Below are 23,495 nucleotides of genomic sequence, written 5' to 3'. Positions count from 1 at the left end.
GATGAGTATGATAAAAATTGAAACGATTGAAGAACTTGAAGCGTTAGTAGAAAAGAACGAGCCATATGTTCTTTTTAAACATAGTACAACATGTCCAATTAGCCACGGTGCATATACAGAGTTTCAAGCGTATTGTGGTGAAGAAAGAGAAGTGCCAGCATATTACTTATACGTACAAGATGCGAGAGACGTTTCGAACCATGTTGCAGAGCAGTACAGTATTAAGCATGAATCTCCGCAAGTGTTATACATAAAAGATGGAATGGTAGTATGGCATACATCTCATTGGAATATAAAAAAAGAAGCTTTGGAAGAGAATGTAAAGTAGAGAGGCAAGCGAGAGGCTTGCTTCTTTTTTATTTTGTTGCAATATATTTAGTGGTACACTATAAATACATTAGAACTAAGTAAATTGAATTTTGAAAGTGGGTTTTAAGCAATGAAGAAAATGGCGTTATTCTTCACAACCGTAAGTTTATTACTGGGGGCTTGCAGTAATGATACTATTGGTAAGAAGGATGAAGTTGTACAGAAAGATACGAAAGAAAAAAGTATGATTCCAAGAACTGCGGTTTCTAAGGAGTACTATAGAACTGTTATTCCTTTAAAGGAACAAAAAGTAATTAATACAGTTAATGTTACAACGAATTCTAAACTAGATTTAGCAGAATATGAAAGTGGTTTAATGAATATTGCTTCAAAACAATTTGATACAGAAAATTACGTATTACAATTAAATCAGTATATTCCAGAGAAAACTATTGATGAATTAGTTACGAAACAAGAAGTACCGGTTGTGACTAATATTATAGAACAGGACTATTTCAGCAAACAAAATTCAAACGAACTAAGCTTGTCTGGTGTAGTTATTGGTTTAGCTATGTCTTCAAATGTATCTAATGAGGAAGCTATTTCTAAGGGTACTGAAGTCGCTAAGAAGCTTATAGAAGCTATTAATAAAAATGATAAATATAACAAATCTCCAATTACGTTTGCTATATTTAAGCAAGAAAGTACAAGTTCTTTAAAGAATGGTACTTATATTTCTAGCGCTTCTGTTCAAAAGAACGCTACAAATCTTGGGAATTGGGAAGCTATTGATGAAAAGTCGTATTCGTATCCTTCTCAAGAATTTGAGGGAGCACATGGAGAAGATAATAAAAAGCTAAATGATTTTTCTAAATCGATAAAGGAATTTTCTAAAGGAGATTATATTCCAGTTAATGCTAAGATTTCATATAAGCAAAATCGTATGGATAAATTAAATCTGGATATTGTCGTTAAATACAATGGTAAATCAGAATTAATGGGGCTCTCTCAAATTGCTGTTCAAAGTATGTTAGAACAATTGCCTAAAGATGCTAAAGTACAATTACAAATCAAGTCCGAGAGTAAAATCGAGGCTGTTATTATAAAAGAGAAGGACAGCGATAAGCCGTTTGTTTCTTTCCTATAATAAAAAAAGACAGTTTAAATACTGTCTTTTTTTCATTGCAAACTACTATATTTGCATGAAATTTTCATGTATTCTTTCTATCTGTTCACTACGTCACCCTATGTTGTATATCGTGTGACAACTGCATATGTATCAGCTATAATAAGTTATCTTAAAAAAGTTAATGACTGTAACATATAGAAATTTGAAAAAGGTGGCTTTCTTATGGCATCACAAGAATTGGATCGTTTACGTTCTGGAATCGATCAACTCAATCTACAAATATTAGAATTACTAAGTGAAAGAGGCCGTCTCGTGCAAGAGGTTGGGAATTTAAAAGAAGTACAAGGTGTGAAACGTTTTGATCCTGTACGTGAAAGAAATATGTTGGATTTAATTGCAGAAAAGAATGATGGTCCATTTGAAACATCAACTTTACAACATATTTTCAAACAAATTTTCCAAGCTGGTTTAGAGTTACAAGAAGACGATCATCGTAAGGCGCTACTTGTTTCTCGTAAGAAAAAAACAGAAGATACAATTGTCGAAATTAATGGTGAAAAAATTGGCGATGGTAATCAGCATTTTATTATGGGACCATGTGCTGTGGAAGGTTATGAACAAGTACGCCAAGTTGCAGAAGCGATGAAAGAGCAAGGGTTAAAATTAATGCGCGGTGGTGCTTTCAAGCCTCGTACATCTCCATATGATTTTCAAGGTCTTGGATTAGAAGGCTTGCAAATTTTACGCCAAGTTGCAGATGAATATGATTTAGCTGTTATTAGTGAAATTTTAAATCCAAATGATATTGAAATGGCATTAGATTACGTTGATGTTATTCAAATTGGTGCTCGCAATATGCAAAATTTTGAACTGTTAAAAGCGGCTGGTGCTGTAAATAAACCGGTATTATTAAAGCGTGGTTTATCAGCAACAATCGAAGAATTTATTAATGCGGCAGAATATATCATGGCAGAGGGTAATGGTAATATTATTTTATGTGAACGTGGTATTCGCACATATGAAAGAGCAACGCGTAATACGCTTGATATTTCCGCTGTGCCGATTTTAAAGAAAGAAACACATTTACCTGTCGTTGTTGATGTTACGCATTCTACAGGGCGTCGTGACCTTCTATTACCAGCTGCAAAAGCGGCAATGGCAATTGGTGCGGATGCGATTATGGCGGAAGTACACCCGGATCCTGCTGTTGCTTTATCAGATGCAGCACAGCAAATGGATATTTCGGAATTCAATGAGTTTATGAAAGAATTAAAAGCATTTGGAAGTAAATTGTAAAAAATTTTAAAGAGGCGGTCCAAAAAGACATTTTGGAACAGCCTCCTCTTATTTTATAAGTTTTTACTTATGGGGCATCTCCTTTTTACAAAAATTGCCCTTTTTGCATAAAAAATACGAAAATACGAGAAAAGAAGCGAATTTTTTCGAAACTTTTGCGGGAAAATATTGTATGAGCCTGCGTTTTTATCGTATCATTAGTAAAAGGAAGAACTCGGGACGATTGTTGGCATCTGCAAATAGAGTTGATGTCTTTTTTTCATTCAAGTGAACCGATACATAAAAATAGATAACATAAATAGAAGGAGTGTGCGAAGAGATGAACGTAACAATCTATGATGTAGCGCGTGAAGCGAATGTTTCAATGGCTACTGTATCACGTGTTGTGAACGGTAACCCAAACGTAAAGCCTACAACAAGAAAGAAAGTATTAGAAGCAATTGATCGTTTAGGATACCGCCCAAATGCGGTTGCACGTGGACTAGCAAGTAAGAAGACAACTACAGTGGGTGTTATTATCCCTGATATCTCAAATACGTTTTATGCAGAACTTGCTCGTGGAATTGAAGATATCGCAACAATGTACAAATATAACATCATTTTAAGTAACTCTGACCAAAACAAAGAGAAAGAGTTCCACTTATTAAATACGATGCTTGGGAAACAAGTGGACGGGATTGTTTTCATGGGTGAAGATATTACAGATACTCACGTTGAAGAGTTCAAAAAATCTCCAGTACCAATTGTATTAGCAGCGTCATTTGATGAGCAAAATGAAACGTCATCAGTAAATATTGATTATACACAAGCAGCTTACGATGCAATGAAGCATTTTATTGAGCGAGGACATAAACGTATCGGTTTCGTCTCTGGTCCTTTCATTGATAAAGCGGGAAGCGCGAAGAAGTTACAAGGTTATAAAAAAGCTTTAGAAGAAGCAGGTATTTCATATGATGAAAATCTTGTAATCGATGGAGATTACACATATGATTCAGGTCTAGAAGCGTTTGAAAAGCTTTGGAGCATTGATGAAAAACCAACAGCAATTTTCGTATCTTCTGATGAAATGGCACTAGGTGTAATCCACGCAGCACAAGACGCTGGATTAAACGTACCAACTGATATCGAAGTGCTTGGTTTTGACAACACTCGCCTTGCCTTAATGGTACGTCCACAGCTTTCAACAGTTGTACAACCAATGTATGATATCGGTGCAGTAGCGATGCGTCTACTAACAAAATATATGAACAAAGAAAAAGTGGAAGATCACACAGTTATCTTACCTCACCGTATCCAATTTAGAGATTCAACGAAGTAAGTATAAAAAGCTCACAGCGATTGCTGTGAGCTTTTATTCGTATTCAGGGTAGTACTTTTTTACTACTGTATCTACATTTTCATTTTTCTTAACGTGTAAAAATCTTGCGTACAATTCTTTTCCTGTCTCAAATGGCGTTTCATTTAATTCGAACACATGTAACACTTTTTGAAACCTCCTTAGTTTATGTTGGAAGACATTTGCTATAGATGGGGTTATTCCTTGTTATATGTCACATAAGTGCAAATTTAACTATTATAGGGCAATGTCATGTATAATAGAAAGAAAAGGTTTGTGAGGGGGGAGAAGAGATGATCGTTCTTTGGATAATTACGCTTTGCATGACTGCTATTTTTGCATATATGACGTTAAAACAAAATGGCTTAAAGCGATTTGTTCCAGGAAGTATTCTTGCAGGAATCGCCCTTATCACGTATGTAATTTCTATTTTTACTGAAAGTATTTCGATAGATTTAAGTACGAGTTTAATGTTTATCGGTATTACACTATTTGCAGGTAGCATTATGGTACTTATGGTTGCAGGTATTATTATATTTATTCATACGAATTCGGAAACGTTATAACATATAAAAAAAGGCATGTCCCAAGAGGGGCATGCCTTTTATCCGTTCAATTATGCTCTATCTTTAGAAGAATTTTGTTGTTTTAATAAGTCGCGAATTTCGCCAAGAAGAACTTCTTCTTTTGTTGGTTCTGGAATTTCTTCCTCTTTTTCTTCTTCTTTTTTCAACGTTAGTTTATTAAACAGTTTAATGAATAAGAAGATAGAGAATGCGATAATTAAGAAGTCGACAACTGTTTGAATAAATGCACCATATTTTACAACCGCGCCACCAAATGTAAAGGAAAGTCCTTTGAAGTTTATTCCACCAAGTAGTAGACCAATTAATGGCATGATAACATCGCCTACTAATGAAGAAACAATTTTACCGAATGCACCACCGATTACGACCCCGACAGCTAAATCCATTACGTTCCCTTTTAAGGCGAACTTTTTAAACTCGTTCCACATGTGTTATTCCCATCCTTTCCACGATTCAATATGAAATTTATAATTCCTATCAACATATTCTATAGAAAATGTTGATAGAAATAAAGGGAAAATGGTAATGAAAGTAAATTCTGAAAAATGTATCCGTTTTAATTTTTGTTTGTGTCGTGCAGTAGAGATTGTAGCATTTGTTGAGATTTTAACCCTTCTAATCCATCTACTATAGGCTTTGTATCCCCGTGTACACATTCGATAAAATGATGAACAGCATCTTCAAAACCGCGCTGTTTTAACGTTGTTTCCCATGATGGTGAACCACTTTGTGAAACGGAGTTTTCCTGCTCAATTTCAAATGTGTTCATATTTTTTACGCGAATGATTTTACCTGTCGTCACAAGTTCAATTTGTTCTAAATTTGTACCGGCATGGCGGTGCATCGCTGTAGAAAGTAAAAGTCCGTTTGCAGTTGTATATGTATGATGTCCGTAAAGAAGTTCATTCTTTTCATTTATTTGCATCATATTGTGAACGACGTTAAGGTCATCATCAGCTAGCCAGCGAGCAGTATCTACAATATGTAAGTAATCATCTAACATAGTAAAGTCATACGTATATGGCCCGACTTTATTTGTGCGGTGCTTTTCAATCCGAATCCATGAAATATCATTAGCCTGCTCTTTTGCAGCGACATACATAGGGACGAAGCGGCGGTTAAATCCAACCATTAATTTCCGATTGTACTTTTCACTCATTTCGACTAGCTTTTCAGCTTGTTCAGTAGTAGCCGCTAACGGTTTATCTACATAAACATCGATTCCCTTTTCCAAAAGTGTAGAAACAATTTCATAATGTGTAGCAGTTGAACTATGAACGAAGATTGCATCACATTCCGAAGCTAACGTTTCAATAGAATGGAAGTCTTGAATACGATATTGCTGGCAAATTTGTTTTCTTTTCTCTGCGTTAGGTGTAAACGCCCCTACAAAATTCCAATTTGTTTCTTTTGTAAGTGTTGGGAGATAGGCTTTCTGTGCAATATTTCCAAGACCAATCATTCCGATTCGAGGTTTGTTCATTTTTATTCCCACCCTATTAACAATATTTAATTGACGGGTTAAATGTAGCATAGGGCGTGGGAGGAAGGCAAAAAGTAGGATTTTTAATTTTTTACTTATCCCCCTCTAACAAAATCTTCTCTATCTCTTCAAAGTTATGAGCACGAGCATGTTGCAGCGGGGTAACACCATCGTTGTCTGGAATATTTACATCTGCACCGTGCTCGATAAGAAGGCGAATGACTTGTTGCTGTGTTTCATCTCCGTTACTTAATACGATAGCTTCCATTAAGGCTGTCCATCCGAGGTTATTTACATGGTTTACATCGATATTTGTTCGAGCGAGGAGTTCTTTTATAACATCGAGATAACCGTGCTCTGAGGCTGGAATAAGAGCTGTTCCACCATAACGATTCGTAAGAGCTGGATCCGCGCCAGCATCAATCGTTAGTTTTAAAATGTCTAAGTAACCTTCCGCACCGGCGTATAGAAATGGGTTGTTTTTCATATCATCTTGTATATTTACGTCAGCGTCAGCGTCGATAAGAGCTTTGGCAGTTTTTACATCATTTTTGTATGTAGCAATCATAAGAGGAGTACGTCCTTTACCGTCAGTTATATTTATATTTGCCCCTTTTTTTAGTAATGCTATAACAGTGTTAGTTTCTTTTTTCTCAGTAGCTGATAGTAGTGCTGTCTCCATGTTTGTCATCTCCTTTTTCACTTCTTGTTCTTGCGAGCATCCTTGTAAAAATATTACGCAGCATATCATACTTAATGTTTTTTTGAACATAGAATTTCAGCCTCCTAATTTCAACTGTAAAATAAGAACATTAAATTTTTATAAACTGACGCTAAAATTACTATAAAATCACTTGAGTATTTGAGCATATATTTTTATGCTTATGAATAATAAGGATGGATAAAGTGAGGATGTAAATGATGTCTATTAAAACGAGGTTTTTATTTTCTTATATTGCTGTTATTCTCGTTTCCATTACGCTCATATTAGTCACGGGATTTTTAATTGTTTTTTCGATAACGGGTGACTTGGAATCAGTGGAAAATTTCTACAAAAGTTCTTACATCCAAAAGCCACTGACGGCGGAAGAAGAAAATATTTTTCTTGAATTGAAATCGGAAGCTAAACAGAATCAATCACAACTATTAGATGAATCGTTCGTGTCATCGATCGAAAAGGGGGATGTGAAAATAGTTGTAAGAAAAGGGGAAGCAATTTCATATGCTTCAAAAGTATTTGAAAGCACAGCTTTAAAAGAAGCTCTTCCAAAATTTGAAAAGACAAATATCAATAGTCGTGGCACAACGGAACTAAATGGTACATTTTATCGATATGTAAAATTCGATTTTTATTTTCCAGAGAATGAAGAAGGGAGTATATTTGTACTAAAAAAGCAAAGTTCCTTTGTAGATCTGACACAAAAATTATTTCCGATTTTGTTCGTATCGCTATTGCTTTTAGCCATTTTGCTTATTGGACTATTAAGTTACTTCGTTTCAAGAAGTGTTATAAAACCAATCTTTGTATTGAAAGATGCGACTGAGAGAATTAAAGAAGGGAACTTAGATTTTCAAATTCCAGCTACATCGCATGATGAAATAGGACAGTTAAACCAAGGATTTGAGGAAATGAGGAAGAAGCTAAAAGAGTCGATTGAGATGCAAACGCAATATGAAGAAAATCGAAAAGAACTTATTTCAAACATCTCTCACGATTTAAAAACACCAATTACATCTATTATAGGTTATGTTGAAGGAATAAAAGATGGGGTAGCAAATACGCCGGAAAAAATGGATAAGTATTTAACAACTATCCATACGAAAGCAAAACATATGGATACACTCATTGATGAACTATTTTTATTTTCAAAGTTAGATTTGAATCGAGTTCCTTTTCAATTTGAAACGATAGAACTAAATATGTTTATGCAAGATTTAATAGAAGAGATGCAGATGGATTTAAGTGAAGAAGGTATAGATGTATGCTTACAATTACAGCATGTATCACCGCTATATGTAATAGCGGATCGTGAAAAAATAAAGAGAGTTATATCGAATTTAATTCATAATAGTGTGAAGTACATGGATAAAGAAGAGAAGCAAATTACCGTAACCGTATCGAGTATTGAAAATAAAGTTATCGTGAAAGTGAAGGATAATGGATCAGGAATAGAATCTGATACACTTTCGTATATTTTTGAGAGATTTTATCGAGCGGAGCAATCACGAAATTCTAGCACAGGTGGAAGTGGGCTTGGTTTAGCGATAGCGAAGCAAATTGTTGAAGAACATGGTGGGGAAATTTGGGCAGAAAGTAAGCTTGGAGAAAGCACAAGTATTTTCTTCTCGCTGCAAAAAGTACAGGAATGTGGTGAATGAATTGAAGAGAGTTTTACTAATTGAAGATGAAGTAAGTATTGCAGAATTACAGCGAGATTATTTAGAAATTCACGATTTTCAAGTTGATGTAGAGCATTCTGGAGAAAAAGGCTTACAAAGGGCTTTACAGGAAGACTATGATTTAATTATTTTAGATATTATGCTTCCGAAGATGAATGGCTTCGAAATTTGCAAACAAATACGCGCTATAAAAGACATTCCTATTTTACTTGTTTCAGCAAAGAAAGAAGATATAGATAAAATTCGCGGACTCGGATTAGGTGCGGATGATTATATAACGAAACCATTTAGTCCAAGTGAGTTAGTTGCAAGAGTTAAAGCACATATTTCTCGTTATGAAAGATTATCAGGAAATATGGTTAAGCAACGTGATACGTTATACATTCACGGGATTTCTATTGATCAGCGAGCGAGGAAAGTTTTTATAAATAATAAAGAAGTTGCGTTTACAACGAAGGAATTTGATTTATTAACATTTTTTGTAATGCATCCAAATCAAGTGTTAAATAAAGAACAGTTATTTGAACGTATTTGGGGATTAGATTCGGCTGGTGATTTGGCGACGGTTGTTGTTCATATTAGAAAGTTACGTGAAAAGATTGAAAGAGATCCTGCTCATCCGCAATATATTGAAACAGTGTGGGGAGCTGGTTATCGCTTTAATGTGTAGTGAACCTGTCAAATTGTTGACAGGTTTTTTTATTAGAAAAAATGAGATTAAAAATATATTATCTTTATTTTATCTTTTTTTAATAATTTATTTATAGGCAATTTATACCCGCTATTTATTATTAATATCACAGGAAGCAATGAAAATATTGATCATAAATTTGGAGGGTATAGAGATGAAAAAATGAAATTTTTAGTACCAGCAGTAATTGGATTTACAGTGCTTGTAACGGGATGCGCGCAAGGTGAAACGAAGGCGGAATCAAAACAAGCAACGAAGCAAGAAGCGAAAAAAGAGCAGAAAAAACAACAAGCCCAAATTACGAAACTAGAGCCATTAAATGCGATGACATTACAACTAACGTTTGCTAAACCTTTATCAGAAGAGGAAGTGAAATTAGAAAACTTAGATGCTATTAAGAAAAACTTCGTATTTAGCAATGGCCTGGAAATTGTGAATGTACCGAGACTAAAAACAGGGGCAACGAGTACATATATAGTACCTGTAAAGGTGCAAAAACCAGGTGAAAAATATACGTTAAGTTATAAGGGTGGAAAAAAAGAAAAGTTTGAAGGAAGTTCGGAAAAGATTAATGTTCGCCAAGCGAAGCAAGTGACGAACGATACGTTTGAAATTGAATCATTTTTAGAAGATGGTGTGACGGATTATGCAAATATTATTGAAGCGTATAAGGCGGGAAGGGGTAATCAAGCATTCCAATTAGATGAAGCGAATAAAGATAAAGATGGTAAACAATATCAAGTTATTTCTTCGCTTCGTGATAGAAAACTAACGATTACAGCGAGTTCAGGTGAAAAATTGAAGTTGGATATGTTCCGTTTACACAAGCGTCAGATGGTAGACAAGCGCCTAAATTCCGCTTACCTGCAGGTCAAATGCTGAAACCAGGAACAGAATACACAATTACGTCTGACTGGGCAACAGTTAAAAATCCGAAATTTACTGCTTCGTCTATCGCTCCGTTAGTAATTCAAAGTGCAGAAGCAATAGATAATAAATCTATTCAAGTTACATTAGACAAAGATCCGAGCATGGAACTTTTTGCTGGTAGAAAAGTAGAATTACAAAGTGAAGACGGAAATAAAATAGAAGCACAATATCGTTTCAGCTCTCGAAAAGGTGCAGTAGGAATCTTTGATTTACAAAACGGCGCAACTCTGCAACAAGGGATGAAGTATACAGTTGTACCAACAGGAGGCTGGGCGACTGGCGAACAAGTTACATTTGTAGCAAAATAGTCCAGATAGCGTAGGGCAACTGTATAAATGACAGATTAAATCGAGTATAAAATCATGAAGGTTTTATGCTCGATTTTTAAGCTCATAGTCATATAGAGACTTTGAGCTTTTTGTCAGTAAATTGGTTTGTGAATTAATATGTTATTTTAGATTTTCACAATAATAACGGAACTAAAGGCGGGCATTTTCCTAGCGTAACGATTTATAAAACTCTTGAATAGTAGAAATAAAGCGGCTGGCTTCTTCTAAAAAAGGATAATGGTTACTGTACTCAAATGGCACAAAAATAGAATTACGTATGCCCTCATGCATCTCAAGGGAATATTGAATGGGGCATTGTACATCGTGTTTTCCGCAAACAATAAGCGTCTTTGTTTGGATAGAAGGTAAGTACTCTCTCAAATCAAATGAAGAATATTCTTTAGCGAAAGCGTTCATCCGGCTAGCGGACATTGTTTTTTGAATTGGTTTACAAAAATAAGAGTTGTAGTTTTCAGGGGTACATAAAGATAATTTTGTTCGTTTAGTAGATAGTTCTTTTCGTTCTTCCTTTGAAAGAAGGGGACTTTTTAAGTTCTCAATGAGTTCTTGCATATAATGAAACTGCGGATGTTCTGGATGATAAATACAATTTGATGTTCTCGTGTAATTACTGGCTGCAGCTCCAACGATAACTAATGATTGTAAGGCATTTGGATATGTAATCGCGTATAAAAGTCCAAGCATACCGCCTGTTGAATGGCCGGCGAAATGCCATGTGGGAAATTGTAAAGATTCTCGTATCGCTTCTAAGTCGTGAATCGTTTCGATCATACGTAATTCATTTTCTGACTGGGCTTTTACAGAATTGCCAGCGTCTCGTAAATTAACGAGGAATACACGATGTGTAGAAGTAAAAACATCCGCAAAGTAATCACCAGTTTCATTGAACTGTGAATAGTGATGTGTAATGCAAAGCGGTTCACCATTTCCTTTTATAAAGAGTTCGAATGTACCGCGTTTTGTATTGATTATTTGTTGTTTCCACATAGTATCACTATACCTTTTCTCATTAGAGTTGGGATAGTCCCTTAGTAAATAAAATTATATCGGCGATTTTTGGGATATATCGGCGATTTTAAAATATATCGATTTACCGAAAGAAACCGACAATAAAATAAAAGGAGACCGTTCAAAAACGAGCCTCCTTTCTGTTTAATACAAAGATTTTTTCATATTATTCCGAATAATTTCAAGGGATTTCGCTACAGTTAATGTGTTTTTTTCTTCAATTTCAAGTTTCCGAGGGATAGGTTTATACATGTTGTCTGGATCTTCCCATGTGAGGGGAAGTTCAGTTTCTGCTTGTCCTTTCCAAGCATCAATCCATTCTGGAGGGAGATAACCTGAGATGTTTTGGATGTTGTTCATTTCGAGCCAAATGAGTGCCCAAGCCCTTGGTACGACGCGCCATAAGTCGTAGCCACCGCCGCCGACAGCAATCCAGCGACCGTCGCAATATTCATTAGCGATTTCACGAGCGAGCTTCGGTATTTCGCGATAAATGTTCATCGTTGCGCAAAGGTGTGTAAGTGGGTCGTAATAATGAGCATCGGCACCATTTTGCGTTAAAATAATATCCGGTTTAAAGTATGCTGCAACTTCTTTTACAACAGTTCGATACGATTCTAAAAACGATTCGTCTTCTGTAAAGGCATCGAGCGGAACGTTAAAAGAATAACTATAGCCATTTCCTTGTCCGCGTTCATTTACAGCACCAGTTCCAGGAAATAAATAACGCCCAGTTTCATGTAATGAAATGGTGCATACGTTAGGGTCGTCGTAAAATGACCATTGTACACCATCACCGTGATGAGCATCTGTATCAATATATAAAACGCGTAAACCATATTTCTTCTGAATATATTTCATTGCGATAGAGCTATCGTTATAAATGCAAAAGCCAGATGCTTTGCCGCGAAAGCCATGATGTAAGCCGCCGCCTAAATTAAGTGCATGTTTCACTTTGCCGGAAAGAACAGCATCTACAGCTGTTAACGTACCGCCAACGAGTAATGCGCTTGCTTCATGCATATTTGGGAACATCGGTGTATCTTCTGTTCCGAGCCCATATGTCATAGCGATTGATTTTTCTAACTTTCCTTCTCCAGCACGTTTTACCGCATTTATGTACTCTTCTGTATGAATGAATGCAATTTCCTCATCTGTAGCCATTCTTGGTGGAATGACTTGAGAAGGGGAGATAAAACCACTTTTTTGTAACAAATCATACGTAAGTGTGACGCGCAGTTGGTTAAAAGGATGTTCAGGGCTAAAAGAATAGCCCCGAAAGTCATCCGAATAAATGAAGGCGCTATTCATGCTTGCATCCCCATTATGTTCGGCCATAAAACGCGATAGCCTTCTGTTTCAAGTGCTTCAATCACCCTTAAAGGATTCATCGTTTGAATGCGGAAAACGAGCACTTTATCATTCTCATCTTTTGCTGGATAGACGAGAACGCTCACAATATTAATTTGTAAATCGCTAAAAATAGCAACTACCTTTCCAAGAATACCAGGTTCATTCTTCACTTGAATTTCAATTTGCGAACTAGGCTGATGTGCCCCTGTTAATTTCACTAATGTGTGTAGTACTGTAGATTCGGAAATAATTCCTACTAGCTTTCCAGCCTTTGTAACAGGGAGACAGCCAATTTTATTTTCAAAAAATAAAGTAGCAATTTCCTCAACGAAATCAAGAGGATGGCAAGTCATGACAGGGTGTTTCATAATAAGTTCGAGCGGTTGTTTCAGCATATCGAGTGAAACTTGTTCATCAAGAATTGATGGACTTGCATCTCTTACATCTCGATCAGAAATAATACCTACAACGTGATTATTTTGATCGACAATTGGAATGTGCCGAATACCTTTCGTACGTATCGTTCGGATTGCTGTTTCGATTGTATCATCTGGATGCAATGTTACTACATTTTGATTCATAATTTCTTCTACAATCATTCCAGTTGCCCCCTTTATTAATACATAAAACGATTGTGAAAACGTAGACGATCGAATGCTTGAATGGAATCCGTATCGACGCGCTTACCGATGCGAACCATTAAACAGTTAGCGGGGTGTGAACAAATTTCAGGATCGTCTGTAGCCATCCATTGTAAACCACCGGCATTCATCATTTTTTCCATTACTTTTCGGTATTCCCAAACATTTAAGCCTGTTTGTTTTAAATCCCAGTGCCAATAATATTCAGTCGTTAATATAATGTAATCTTCCATATGATCGTCCATCATTGAAACTTCTAATAAGTTTTTTCCGACAGAGCACCCGCGAAAGGCTGGGACAACTTCAATCGCCCCAAGTTCAATTAAGTTTTCAATCTTTCCTTCTGACCATCGCTCGAGCGGATCAGGATATAAGTATGTAACATATCCAACGATCATTTGGTCATGTCTAGCAATAATGAGACGAGCTTCTGGTAATTTAGAAATTTCGACAATTGCTTTATATTGCTGCTCGGCAGGGCGAAATGCAACTAAGTCTGGATGAAATTCATACATTTCAAGATTATGTGTAGAGACAGGACCTTCAATAATTAAAGTTCCTTTCGCTGTTTTTAAGTTTCTGGCATTATATATTTTTTTATGAATCAATGTATTGCTCACCACCTTGAGGGTTTGTGAATCTATTAATATCGTACTTTATAATATATGCGATGTGAATCGAATTTTGTCATTAAAAATTTGTCTAAAAATCAACAAATATACTGAAAATTTTAAATAATATCATTATAATAGATAATAGAATACATAGGAGGGGGATGTAAAGTATGAAAGTAGAAACGCTTCCTGTCATTAAAGGGAAAAATAATTTGCCGAATTATGAAGAGGCATACGCAAATTTTAACTGGGAAGAGGTTAATAAAAATTTTACTTGGAATGAAACAGGTCGAGTGAATATGGCGTATGAGGCAATTGATAAGCATGCGAAATCCGATCGAAAGAATAAAGTAGCGCTTTATTACCAAGATGGATCGCGAAAAGAGAAATATACATTTAAGGAAATGAAGGATTTTTCTAATAAAGCAGGAAATGTCCTGAAAAACTATGGCGATGTTGAGAAAGGCGATCGCGTTTTTATTTTTATGCCGCGTTCCCCAGAATTATATTTTGCACTTCTTGGTGCAGTGAAATTAGGGGCTATTGTTGGACCGCTATTTGAAGCATTTATGGAAGGGGCAGTTCGCGACCGCTTAGAAGATAGCGAAGCAAAGGTGTTAATTACAACTCCTGAATTGTTAGAGCGCGTACCATTAAACGATTTACCTGCTTTAAAAACAGTCTTCCTTGTTGGAGACAATGTAGAAGAAGGCGGTAAAACTGTAGCGTTCAATCCTTTATTTGAACAAGCTTCAAAAGAATTACATATCGAATGGTTAGGCCGTGAAGACGGTTTAATTCTTCATTACACATCTGGTTCTACTGGTAAGCCAAAAGGTGTGCTTCATGCGCAAAACGCAATGGTTCAGCACTATCAAACGGCGAAGTGGGTATTAGATTTAAAAGAAGATGACGTATATTGGTGTACAGCTGACCCGGGCTGGGTAACTGGAACAGCTTACGGTATTTTTGCACCGTGGTTAGTGGGGGCATCAAATGTTATTTTAGGTGGACGCTTTAGTCCAGAAGCGTGGTACGAAGCGTTACAAGATTACGGTGTAACAGTTTGGTATAGCGCACCAACAGCGTTCCGTATGTTAATGGGAGCTGGACAAGATGCAATTAAAAAATATGATTTATCACAAGTTCGTCACGTATTAAGCGTTGGTGAGCCGCTAAATCCAGAAGTAATTCGCTGGGGGATGAATGCATTTGGACTTCGTATTCATGATACGTGGTGGATGACAGAAACAGGTGGACAAGTTATTTGTAACTACCCTTGTATGGAAATCCGTCCAGGTTCAATGGGTAAACCAATTCCAGGCGTGAAAGCAGCGATTGTTGATAATGAAGGAAATGAAGTGCCTCCATACACAATGGGTAACTTAGCAATTGCAAAAGGTTGGCCATCTATGATGCGTGCGGTTTGGAATAACCCGCAAAAATATGAGTCTTACTTCATGCCGGGAGATTGGTACGTATCAGGTGACTCTGCCTATATGGATGAAGATGGATACTTCTGGTTCCAAGGACGTATTGATGATGTCATTATGACGTCAGGAGAGCGCGTTGGTCCGTTTGAAGTAGAAAGTAAATTAATCGAGCATGCTGCTGTTGCAGAAGCTGGTGTAATCGGTATTCCTGATCCGGTGCGCGGAGAAATCATTAAAGCATTTATCGCGCTTCGTGCAGGATACGAACCATCTGAAGAATTAAAAGAAGAAATTCGTCAATTTGTAAAGAAAGGTCTAGCAGCTCATGCAGCGCCACGACAAATTGAATTTAGAGATAAACTACCGAAAACGAGAAGTGGTAAAATTATGCGCCGCGTATTAAAAGCGTGGGAGCTGAATTTACCGACAGGCGATTTATCGACGATGGAAGATTAAGAGAGAAAGGTCTGAACGATACGTTCAGACCTTTCTTTTTTATGTTATCATAAACTTATATATACGTGTTGGAAGGGGAGAAAGAAATGAAAACAGAAAAAGAAAAGATGATACAAGGGGAAATGTACATACCAGCTGATCCAGTTTTAGTACAAGACAGGGAGCAAGCACGCATATTAACGAGAAAATTAAATGATACACCAGAAGTGCAATTAAAAGAGCGTAGCGAAATTGTAAAAGAACTATTCGGAACGACAGGAGATAATATTCATCTTGAATCTTCTTTTAGATGTGATTACGGCTATAACATTCATGTTGGCGAAAACTTTTACGCGAACTTTGACTGTACGATTTTGGACGTATGCCGAGTAGACATCGGAGTGAACTGTATGTTAGCTCCAGGAGTTCATATTTATACAGCGACACACCCGCTTGATCCAGAAGAGCGCATAAGCGGATCAGAATACGGAAAGCCAGTTACAATTGGAGATAACGTATGGATTGGCGGAAGAGCGATTATTAATCCAGGTGTTGTAATTGGACATAATGCCGTCATCGCATCTGGCGCTGTTGTAACGAAAGATGTGCCGGATAATGTGGTAGTTGGCGGGAATCCTGCAAAGATTATTAAAAAAATAAAATAATATTTGAACGAAGCGTCTTCCTCGTCTGTATACATTTATGAAAGAATAGATGAGGGAGGCGTCTTTTATGCTAATGGGGTTTATTATTTCAGGTGTTGTAATAGTTGTAATGATGGGTGTTATCCTTGGGATTTTAATACCTTTTGATAGAAAATATATTGTACGGAAAAAAGGAAATAAAATTGATTTTACAAAAACAAAAGTGTATTTTCGCTGGAATGTATTTGATACTATTTCTGTCTGTCTTGCAGTGTATGCATGCATATGTGTGCAAGCGTTAAATATTTTAATTTTAAGTGGATTTACAGTTCAAAACCCGTATGTTCAATTTCTTGCGAATCAATCACAAGTATGGATTATTGTCGCAAGTGCATATTTAATTTCCCGCATTTCATTAACGTTAAAAGGAATAAAGGAGATCAAAAATCATGGCGCAGATTGGGATTGAGGAGGAGCTCATGCTTGCGTATCAAAGTGGAGATAAGCAGGCTTGGGAAAAACTATACGTTTTAATCAAACCAGCGCTATATACATTTTTGTATCGTTTTAACCGAGATGAACAATTAAGTATCGACCTTGTGCAAGATACGTTTTTGACGTTAGAACGCAAGAAACATATGTATGAAATCAAAAAAGGAAAAATTAAAACGTATTTATTTCAAATCGGTTATCGTCTTATGATTAATAAATTAAATAGAAGAAAAAAGTGGCGTACGCTCTTGCCGTTTTTAGTACCAGTGCAAGAGGTAGAGTTTTCGCAAGAAGACCGTCTTTCAGTAAGAGAAGCGATTTTGAAAGTTCCTGAAGAGCAGAGGGCTGTCCTTATTCTTTCATATTATCATGATATGCAGCAAAAAGAGATTGCAGAGATATTAAACATTCCTATTGGAACAGTGAAATCGAGGCTCCATAACGGAATAAAGAAATTGAAACAATTGCTGGAGGTGGATGAAATTGAGCGAAAATCCCTTTAAAAGTGAATATAAATTAAAGCAGCATTTAGACAGTGACCATGTAGAAGTACCGGATTTTCCAAAAACGGTAAGTCGCTTCGATCGATTACTTGGATTTCTTGCTTCTCCAGCGAAAGATCCTGTGGAAGCGACAATTGGAAATGATTTATCGGTTGTGTTTCATGTATCGTTATTAGTTGGGGTTCCAGTTATTTCTTTGCTGACAATACTATTATTCGTTTGAGTGAAAAACATACCGTATTTGAAAGCGGTATGTTTTTTTGTTAGACCTAAAATTATTCTATTTGTTATTGTGTTTTATGTTAATATATTAATGTTCAATTTGGAATAGGGGTGGAAAAAGTGAGACATTGTTCTAATTGTGGAAGAAAAATTCAAGATTATAATAATTATTGTAACGGTTGTGGTCATTATTTAGAGAAAGTAGGAAAAGATGATTTCGTGACTGAAGTAGACAGTAAAGAACAATTACCTGTAAAGAGTAAGATGGCTATGTTATGGGAGAAAAAATTAGTAAAAAGAGGTTTACTTGCTTTCTTAATTATCATGAGTAGTATCGTCCTTATTTATATGAATTTATCTCCGTTTAATACGATGAAAGGTTATTGGTATACGGAAAAATTTCATAACTATATTCAAATTCGAGAAATAAATGATGAGTATATTGAAATGGTTTTCTATGATAAAAGGAGAAAAGAAAAAGTTATTCAAGGAAATGTCGTAAATCATAAACGAGATACGGTGAATTTCTATGTGACTGATCGTGGGAAAAATGTAATGGCAACATTAGAATTAAAAGATGGAATGCTGTATTATTTTAGCCCAGAAGATACTTCTTCAGGAAGAATGGAATTTACAAAAGGGACGGAAGAGGAATTTAATAATTTTTATAACATAAAAGACTTTTATAATTCGAATTAAATCTCCTATTTTCTTCAATTTGACACATACTAGTAAATAATGATATAAAGAAAAGTATATGAATAATTGAGCGTGGAAAGGGAGAAGTAGTGATCATTTCCCTGTTTTAGAGAGCTGATGGTCGGTGGAAATCAGCACATAGATGATCGCGAATTACGCCCCTAGAGCATCTTTTTTCGATTGAATTGTATTCAAAAGGGAAAAGACGGTGCTGAGCCGTTATGTAAATAAGGTGGTAGGCTTTTTTTGTCTGCAACTAGGGTGGTAACGCGATAATCAAAATCGTCCCTTATTTGAAGGGGCGATTTTTTTATGTTTTCAACATTCACGCTAGACTTAACTTAAAGGAGAGTATGTAGGATATGGGTATTTTACAAGATCTTGAATTTCGCGGTCTAATTAATCAGCAAACAGATGCTGAAGGCCTTGAGCAATTATTAGAAAAAGAAAGCGTTAAATTATACTGTGGTTTCGACCCAACAGCGGATAGCTTACACATCGGTCATATGTTACCAGTATTAATGCTACGTCGTTTCCAATTAGCTGGTCACCAACCAATCGCACTTGTTGGCGGTGGTACTGGTATGATCGGTGACCCAAGTGGTAAAAAAGCAGAGCGTACATTAAATACAAAAGATATAGTTGCTTACTACACGGAAAGTATTAAAAACCAACTTTCAAACTTCTTAGAGTTTGAAAATGTGGACAACCCAGCAACGATGGCTAATAACTATGACTGGCTTGGTAACTTAGATGTAATTACATTCTTACGCGATATCGGTAAAAACTTCGGTTTAAACTATATGTTAGCAAAAGATACAGTAGCATCTCGTTTAGAAACTGGTATTTCATTCACTGAGTTTAGTTACATGATTTTACAATCATACGACTTCTTAAACTTATACCAACAGCACAATTGCCGTCTTCAAATCGGTGGTAGTGATCAATGGGGTAACATTACAGCTGGTCTTGAATTAATCCGTAAATCAGAAGAAGATGCGAAAGCATTCGGTTTAACAATTCCACTTGTTACAAAATCTGACGGTACGAAGTTTGGTAAAACAGAAGGCGGAGCAATTTGGTTAGACCCAGAGAAAACAACTCCTTACGAGTTCTACCAATTCTGGATCAACACAGATGATCGCGATGTAGTTAAATACTTAAAATACTTCACATTCTTATCTCATGAAGAAATTCTTGAGCTTGAGAAGCAAGTAGCTGAAGCACCAGAAAAACGTGCAGCACAAAAAGCATTAGGTTCTGAAATGACAAAACTTGTTCACGGTGAAGAAGCGTTAGAGCAAGCAATCAAAATTTCAGCTGCATTATTCAGCGGTTCTGTAGCAGAACTTACTGCAAGCGAAATCGAGCAAGGATTCAAAGATGTACCATCTGTAGAACGTACTGCAGAAGATACAGTATTAATCGACTTACTTGTAGAAAGCAAAATTTCTCCATCTAAACGTCAAGCGCGTGAAGATGTAACAAACGGTGCAATCTACGTAAACGGTGAGCGTACACAAGCGTTAGACTACGTTGTAACAGAAAACGACCGCATCGAAGGTAAATTCACAATCATTCGCCGCGGTAAGAAGAAATATTTCTTAATTCGTTACTAATCAGAAAAGAATTTAAAACAAATAGTACCCCGAATTGTAGGCTGAAAAGTCTATGATTCGGGGTTTTTATGTATGAATTTAGATTGCCTCATGATTTCTTTTAAATAGAATATGAAAAATTAATACCAGCATATAAAGTAAACTAATTAGCATAACGACAAATGCTCCAGGGTAAAATTTTGCCGCATATATAAAGAAATCGATTTGATAAATATCTTCATAACTTGAAACGGGCCCTTTAAAATAATTCGTAAACTTCGCGCTATATTTCCATTCATCAGGGCTGTCTATTAAATTACTCCCTTGATACCAACTAATAAATGCTGAAGTAATAAACAGCATAAACGAACTGCCGAATTGAACCATTTGATTTATTGTCAAAATGAAATCCCCCCCATTTTCTGGTTATTATAACGTAATAATTTGCTTTAATAAACTACTCAGGAGATAGAGTGCAGTTGGCAGTCCTTTAAATTTTTTGTTTTAATCTCCTTTTCGAGTTCATACGGAAACCACATGTAAGCGGTATGATAATCGTATAACAACTAGAAAGGAGTGGTAAAACGAAATGTCACTAGAAGCGCTTATTATTTTTTCTTTGCTAAATGCGGGTCAGCTTGCAGAGAACACGAAGGTTGATATACATAAAGAGCAGAAAGATGCTTATGTATATGTTCAAAAAGAGGAAAATAAATAATTTTATTTTATATATAAAAAATGAAGGCTGTTTGAAGTAACTGTTTAGTTGCTTTGGATGGCCTTTTTTATTTAGAAGGAATAAAAAGGCTAGGGATATCGTCGACCAGTCAAAGCGGAAATGTTGTTTTTCTTCATTTTATTAGAGATGTTAGTATGTTTCCGATTGATCTAGATCATTATGTCTTTATGAAGAAGAAATGACATATAACTTATATATCCTCCTTTGAAGATTTAGGTTTAATATTCCAACTGAACCATTATATCGCAATTGGATTATGTTATTGATGCTCGCCATACATTCATTCTTTATCGAAATGGAATTTGTCCAATAAGTTATTTGCGTAACTTATTATTTTGTAAAGGTATTAACATACCTCAAAAGCGAACCTATCCATATTCAAAATGAAAAAGAAGAACGTTAATCCTTATAATAAGGCGTTCTTCTTTTATTTTTTATTCCTCGTCTTCTAAATCGCGTAAGCTATTAAGTAATTCGGTAAAAGACGAACAAACAGGATAAATTGCTTTTTCGATATCTTCTTCTTCGTGTTCCCAAAATACAACAGTTGGTGATTCAGGATTGTTTCGATAATCAAAACATAAGTGATTTCCAAATGAGTCTTTACCAAAAGGATATGTTTTATTTGCTAATCGATCTTTTGTATCTTCATAAACTTGAATAATTGAATTTCTACTTTCTAAATCAAAAGTTAAAAGCTTACTAAATACATTTTCATCCTGCCCAGGCACATCAAATATTTTAGGTCTCGGATAACCTCCATCGTATTTCTTTACACATGCAATGAAATCTTCAGGAAATTTAATGCCAAAATATTTTTCTACTTTTTGGATTTCTTCATCTGTAATTGGTGTTTTACTCATAAAGGACCATGTAATATTCTTTATTTTAATACTCCATATTAAAGGAGGGCTGTTTTCAATGCTTCTTCAAGCATTGTATTGAAATCATTATATGTGTTCAGCACTGTTCCAGATGGTTTATCAAGTTCTAAATAAGTACTGTCAGATAAGTTTTTACAAAACCACGCAATATTTGAATCTCCAAAGAAAAGATACTCTTTTTGAAATTCATTTTCATACCAAATCTCATTCGTGTCTATAAATCCACAAATCGGTTCGTTTCTTTCTGTTTCTAGTAAAGAAGGGTCAACTCCATAAATAACTAGTCCACCAAAATCTAAACCGTTTACATTTTTAAGAAACTCCTCAAATTCAATCGGTAAATCAACATTAAATTTCTCTTTCACGTGTTCTCTTAATCTATGAACTTCAGTATCCTTTGCTGGTGTGTTCAAATTAAAGTTAACACTTTTTAGTATATCTCCAATTTCTAAAACTAGATTTTTCCACATATAAAAACCTCTTTCTAAGTGTATTTATTCTCCTTTAGGGTAGATATTATATTTGGGTATAGGCCAGCTTATGTCTGCACTATCTCCATCTTGTAAGTGTCTAGTTAATGTACGTTGTGTATTAGTTATAGCTTTATGATATGGATGATTTTGTATTAAAGTTAAATTTTCAAATGCGTTTGTTCCTCCGTCGTCTAAAGGAAGATTATGATGTACTTGCCACCCTACTGGAGGTCTTCCTTGTTTCATTAATTCTATATTACCATCTGTTATTCCCGCTTTCTTAAGTTCAGCAAGCTTAACAGGGTCATTTACTAAGGATTTAAGAAACTCTTGTCTTACCCTGCTATCAAAAGCTTTCCTAAGTTGTTCCGCTTCTTCTCTAGGTCTCTTAGTATAAGTAACATCTTCAACTTTGACGTCTTTAAGAGGCACATCTTTGCCGTATAATTTGCCAACAAAAACGTCACCGTCCGTAGTACTTTTAGTATATTGATAAGGCGATAGTTTATCCTTAGCTGTTTGATAAGTATCAACAAGGCTAGTTTTTAAGGAACTCGCCCCAACACCAGCATAAGCAAAACGGTTTCCGGTGTTCAACTTAAAATTATTTAATGTATACAATGCATCTCTGTATGCAGGGGCAGTAGTTAGAAGCGATTTTCCTTTTGTAAGACTTGTAACAGCTGCTACTTTTCCTACTTGTCCAACTTTATCCAGACCTTTGCTACCAATAAAACCTGTGAGTAGCGAGGTGACCGCATAAGCTGCATAATGTTCTCTACTTTTCATATCCCCATTCCATAATTCATTCATGAATGAATCGGATAGGGCATTCCATGCCACAGGTAGCATCTTGATTATCCGCATTGCGGAATTTTTCAGCAATCCTTTTCAATTCTTCTTCCACATTTGTGATTGCATTGATAGAGGTAAATGCTTTTGGTCTTGCATCATTGAACATTTGGACGAAATTTTGATTAGAAGCACCTATCCATTGATAACATAAATAATCAATTTGATTACATAAGTCGTTATGTATGGATTCTAACGCGTTTCTAGTGTTATTTGCACGGTTTGCAACTTCTTCTAGCATTTCGGGTGTTATTTTGATTTGAACCATATAGCCCCTCCTACCCCTAATATTTGCCAATAAAATTATAGCATATAGGCATTTTTCTGTTACAGGAATTTTGGGTAAAATCTAGTATGGCTCTTTATTATGTATTGGATGTAGAAGGAGCCGGCG

General features: G+C 35.7%; 27 protein-coding genes, 2 pseudogenes and 1 other annotated feature. Of the genes and pseudogenes, 17 read left to right on the top strand and 12 right to left on the bottom strand.

Features of this window, described 5'->3' with window-relative positions:
* Position 1 precedes the first annotated feature (1 nt).
* The 4 genes from ytxJ to ccpA all read left to right on the top strand — a co-directional run bounded on the left by ytxJ (position 2) and on the right by ccpA (position 4,052).
* Positions 2–328: a bacillithiol system redox-active protein YtxJ gene (gene ytxJ / locus U860_RS0105075; RefSeq protein WP_025147632.1), complete on the top strand. Its 327-nt coding sequence runs from the start codon at positions 2–4 to the stop codon at positions 326–328.
* 111 nt (positions 329–439) lie between these two features.
* Entirely contained in the window at positions 440–1,456 is a 1,017-nt protein-coding gene (locus U860_RS0105070; RefSeq protein ID WP_025147631.1) for a CamS family sex pheromone protein, read from the top strand.
* Between the two features lie 204 nt (positions 1,457–1,660).
* Entirely contained in the window at positions 1,661–2,734 is a 1,074-nt protein-coding gene (locus U860_RS0105065) for a bifunctional 3-deoxy-7-phosphoheptulonate synthase/chorismate mutase (RefSeq protein WP_025147630.1), read from the top strand.
* 319 nt (positions 2,735–3,053) lie between these two features.
* Positions 3,054–4,052 (top strand): catabolite control protein A, encoded by a 999-nt coding sequence (ccpA, locus tag U860_RS0105060; protein ID WP_002173804.1) that lies wholly within the window; start codon positions 3,054–3,056, stop codon positions 4,050–4,052.
* Positions 4,053–4,085: 33 nt separating this feature from the next.
* Here ccpA and U860_RS36245 read toward each other — a convergent pair.
* Positions 4,086–4,253 (bottom strand): annotated as a pseudogene (locus U860_RS36245) (DUF4288 domain-containing protein); the annotation flags it as partial.
* 110 nt (positions 4,254–4,363) lie between these two features.
* Here U860_RS36245 and U860_RS0105050 point away from each other — a divergent pair.
* Entirely contained in the window at positions 4,364–4,636 is a 273-nt protein-coding gene (locus U860_RS0105050) for a DUF3917 domain-containing protein (RefSeq protein WP_025147629.1), read from the top strand.
* A 50-nt stretch (positions 4,637–4,686) separates the two neighbouring features.
* Here the strand turns inward: U860_RS0105050 and mscL are convergent, their stop codons facing one another.
* From mscL to U860_RS0105035, 3 genes are all read right to left on the bottom strand, one after another.
* Positions 4,687–5,085 carry a large conductance mechanosensitive channel protein MscL gene (mscL, locus tag U860_RS0105045; protein WP_025147628.1) on the bottom strand — a complete coding sequence of 133 codons (399 nt, stop codon included), beginning with the start codon at positions 5,083–5,085 and terminating at the stop codon, positions 4,687–4,689.
* A 128-nt stretch (positions 5,086–5,213) separates the two neighbouring features.
* Complete coding sequence (locus tag U860_RS0105040) at positions 5,214–6,140, bottom strand: Gfo/Idh/MocA family oxidoreductase (RefSeq protein WP_025147627.1); 927 nt, start codon at positions 6,138–6,140, stop codon at positions 5,214–5,216.
* 91 nt (positions 6,141–6,231) lie between these two features.
* Positions 6,232–6,912, bottom strand: coding sequence for an ankyrin repeat domain-containing protein (locus tag U860_RS0105035; protein ID WP_025147626.1), 681 nt, complete (start codon positions 6,910–6,912; stop codon positions 6,232–6,234).
* A gap of 149 nt (positions 6,913–7,061) precedes the next feature.
* Between U860_RS0105035 and U860_RS0105030 the strand changes: the two genes are divergently transcribed.
* The 4 genes from U860_RS0105030 to U860_RS36240 all read left to right on the top strand — a co-directional run bounded on the left by U860_RS0105030 (position 7,062) and on the right by U860_RS36240 (position 10,469).
* Positions 7,062–8,519: a HAMP domain-containing sensor histidine kinase gene (locus tag U860_RS0105030; protein ID WP_025147625.1), complete on the top strand. Its 1,458-nt coding sequence runs from the start codon at positions 7,062–7,064 to the stop codon at positions 8,517–8,519.
* Between the two features lies 1 nt (position 8,520).
* Positions 8,521–9,210, top strand: coding sequence for a response regulator transcription factor (locus U860_RS0105025; RefSeq protein WP_033795372.1), 690 nt, complete (start codon positions 8,521–8,523; stop codon positions 9,208–9,210).
* A 183-nt stretch (positions 9,211–9,393) separates the two neighbouring features.
* Positions 9,394–10,113 carry a hypothetical protein gene (locus U860_RS31170; RefSeq protein WP_240184450.1) on the top strand — a complete coding sequence of 240 codons (720 nt, stop codon included), beginning with the start codon at positions 9,394–9,396 and terminating at the stop codon, positions 10,111–10,113.
* Positions 10,107–10,469 carry a hypothetical protein gene (locus tag U860_RS36240; protein WP_240184449.1) on the top strand — a complete coding sequence of 121 codons (363 nt, stop codon included), beginning with the start codon at positions 10,107–10,109 and terminating at the stop codon, positions 10,467–10,469. Before U860_RS31170 ends, U860_RS36240 begins: the two co-directional genes overlap by 7 nt.
* Before the next feature lie 189 nt (positions 10,470–10,658).
* Here U860_RS36240 and U860_RS0105015 read toward each other — a convergent pair whose 3' ends face one another.
* The 4 genes from U860_RS0105015 to acuA form a co-directional block, all read right to left on the bottom strand.
* Positions 10,659–11,498: an alpha/beta hydrolase gene (locus U860_RS0105015; protein WP_025147623.1), complete on the bottom strand. Its 840-nt coding sequence runs from the start codon at positions 11,496–11,498 to the stop codon at positions 10,659–10,661.
* Positions 11,499–11,663: 165 nt separating this feature from the next.
* Positions 11,664–12,830 carry an acetoin utilization protein AcuC gene (gene acuC / locus U860_RS0105010; protein WP_081806608.1) on the bottom strand — a complete coding sequence of 389 codons (1,167 nt, stop codon included), beginning with the start codon at positions 12,828–12,830 and terminating at the stop codon, positions 11,664–11,666.
* Positions 12,827–13,471 (bottom strand): acetoin utilization AcuB family protein, encoded by a 645-nt coding sequence (locus U860_RS0105005; RefSeq protein WP_025147621.1) that lies wholly within the window; start codon positions 13,469–13,471, stop codon positions 12,827–12,829. The genes acuC and U860_RS0105005 overlap by 4 nt, the downstream gene beginning before the upstream one ends.
* Positions 13,472–13,488: 17 nt before the next feature.
* A complete protein-coding gene (acuA, locus tag U860_RS0105000; RefSeq protein ID WP_025147620.1) occupies positions 13,489–14,121 on the bottom strand; it encodes an acetoin utilization protein acetyltransferase AcuA in 633 nt (210 codons plus the stop codon).
* Between the two features lie 176 nt (positions 14,122–14,297).
* Between acuA and acsA the strand changes: the two genes are divergently transcribed.
* From acsA to tyrS, 7 genes are all read left to right on the top strand, one after another.
* Positions 14,298–16,016 (top strand): acetate--CoA ligase, encoded by a 1,719-nt coding sequence (acsA, locus tag U860_RS0104995; RefSeq protein ID WP_025147619.1) that lies wholly within the window; start codon positions 14,298–14,300, stop codon positions 16,014–16,016.
* Between the two features lie 86 nt (positions 16,017–16,102).
* Positions 16,103–16,660: a maltose acetyltransferase domain-containing protein gene (locus U860_RS0104990; RefSeq protein ID WP_025147618.1), complete on the top strand. Its 558-nt coding sequence runs from the start codon at positions 16,103–16,105 to the stop codon at positions 16,658–16,660.
* A gap of 67 nt (positions 16,661–16,727) precedes the next feature.
* A complete protein-coding gene (locus tag U860_RS0104985; RefSeq protein ID WP_025147617.1) occupies positions 16,728–17,108 on the top strand; it encodes a hypothetical protein in 381 nt (126 codons plus the stop codon).
* Positions 17,089–17,634: an RNA polymerase sigma factor gene (locus U860_RS0104980; protein WP_025147616.1), complete on the top strand. Its 546-nt coding sequence runs from the start codon at positions 17,089–17,091 to the stop codon at positions 17,632–17,634. The genes U860_RS0104985 and U860_RS0104980 overlap by 20 nt, the downstream gene beginning before the upstream one ends.
* Positions 17,615–17,857, top strand: a complete 243-nt coding sequence (locus U860_RS0104975) for a hypothetical protein (protein WP_025147615.1) — start codon at positions 17,615–17,617, stop codon at positions 17,855–17,857. The genes U860_RS0104980 and U860_RS0104975 overlap by 20 nt, the downstream gene beginning before the upstream one ends.
* A gap of 119 nt (positions 17,858–17,976) precedes the next feature.
* Positions 17,977–18,555 (top strand): zinc ribbon domain-containing protein, encoded by a 579-nt coding sequence (locus U860_RS0104970; RefSeq protein ID WP_025147614.1) that lies wholly within the window; start codon positions 17,977–17,979, stop codon positions 18,553–18,555.
* A 64-nt stretch (positions 18,556–18,619) separates the two neighbouring features.
* Positions 18,620–18,848: a binding site (T-box leader), on the top strand.
* A 69-nt stretch (positions 18,849–18,917) separates the two neighbouring features.
* Positions 18,918–20,174 (top strand): tyrosine--tRNA ligase, encoded by a 1,257-nt coding sequence (gene tyrS / locus U860_RS0104965; RefSeq protein WP_025147613.1) that lies wholly within the window; start codon positions 18,918–18,920, stop codon positions 20,172–20,174.
* A gap of 78 nt (positions 20,175–20,252) precedes the next feature.
* Here tyrS and U860_RS0104960 read toward each other — a convergent pair whose 3' ends face one another.
* On the bottom strand, positions 20,253–20,555 hold the full coding sequence (locus U860_RS0104960; RefSeq protein WP_025147612.1) for a YjdJ family protein: 303 nt from the start codon (positions 20,553–20,555) through the stop codon (positions 20,253–20,255).
* A 187-nt stretch (positions 20,556–20,742) separates the two neighbouring features.
* On the opposite strand from U860_RS0104960, the gene U860_RS0104955 reads away from it, so the two are divergent.
* A complete protein-coding gene (locus tag U860_RS0104955; protein ID WP_002112286.1) occupies positions 20,743–20,871 on the top strand; it encodes a hypothetical protein in 129 nt (42 codons plus the stop codon).
* Positions 20,872–21,326: 455 nt separating this feature from the next.
* Here the strand turns inward: U860_RS0104955 and U860_RS0104950 are convergent, their stop codons facing one another.
* The 3 genes and pseudogenes from U860_RS0104950 to U860_RS36235 form a co-directional block, all read right to left on the bottom strand.
* Positions 21,327–21,779, bottom strand: a complete 453-nt coding sequence (locus tag U860_RS0104950) for an SMI1/KNR4 family protein (RefSeq protein WP_025147611.1) — start codon at positions 21,777–21,779, stop codon at positions 21,327–21,329.
* 14 nt (positions 21,780–21,793) lie between these two features.
* On the bottom strand, positions 21,794–22,246 hold the full coding sequence (locus U860_RS0104945) for a YrhA family protein (RefSeq protein WP_025147610.1): 453 nt from the start codon (positions 22,244–22,246) through the stop codon (positions 21,794–21,796).
* A gap of 24 nt (positions 22,247–22,270) precedes the next feature.
* Positions 22,271–23,369, bottom strand: a pseudogene (locus tag U860_RS36235) (WXG100 family type VII secretion target).
* Positions 23,370–23,495: the final 126 nt, after the last annotated feature.

Origin of the sequence: Bacillus sp. H1a (assembly GCF_000633475.1) — a bacterium.
GTDB classification, from domain to species: domain Bacteria; phylum Bacillota; class Bacilli; order Bacillales; family Bacillaceae_G; genus Bacillus_A; species Bacillus_A paramycoides.
This window is presented reverse-complemented; position numbering and strand designations above follow the sequence as displayed.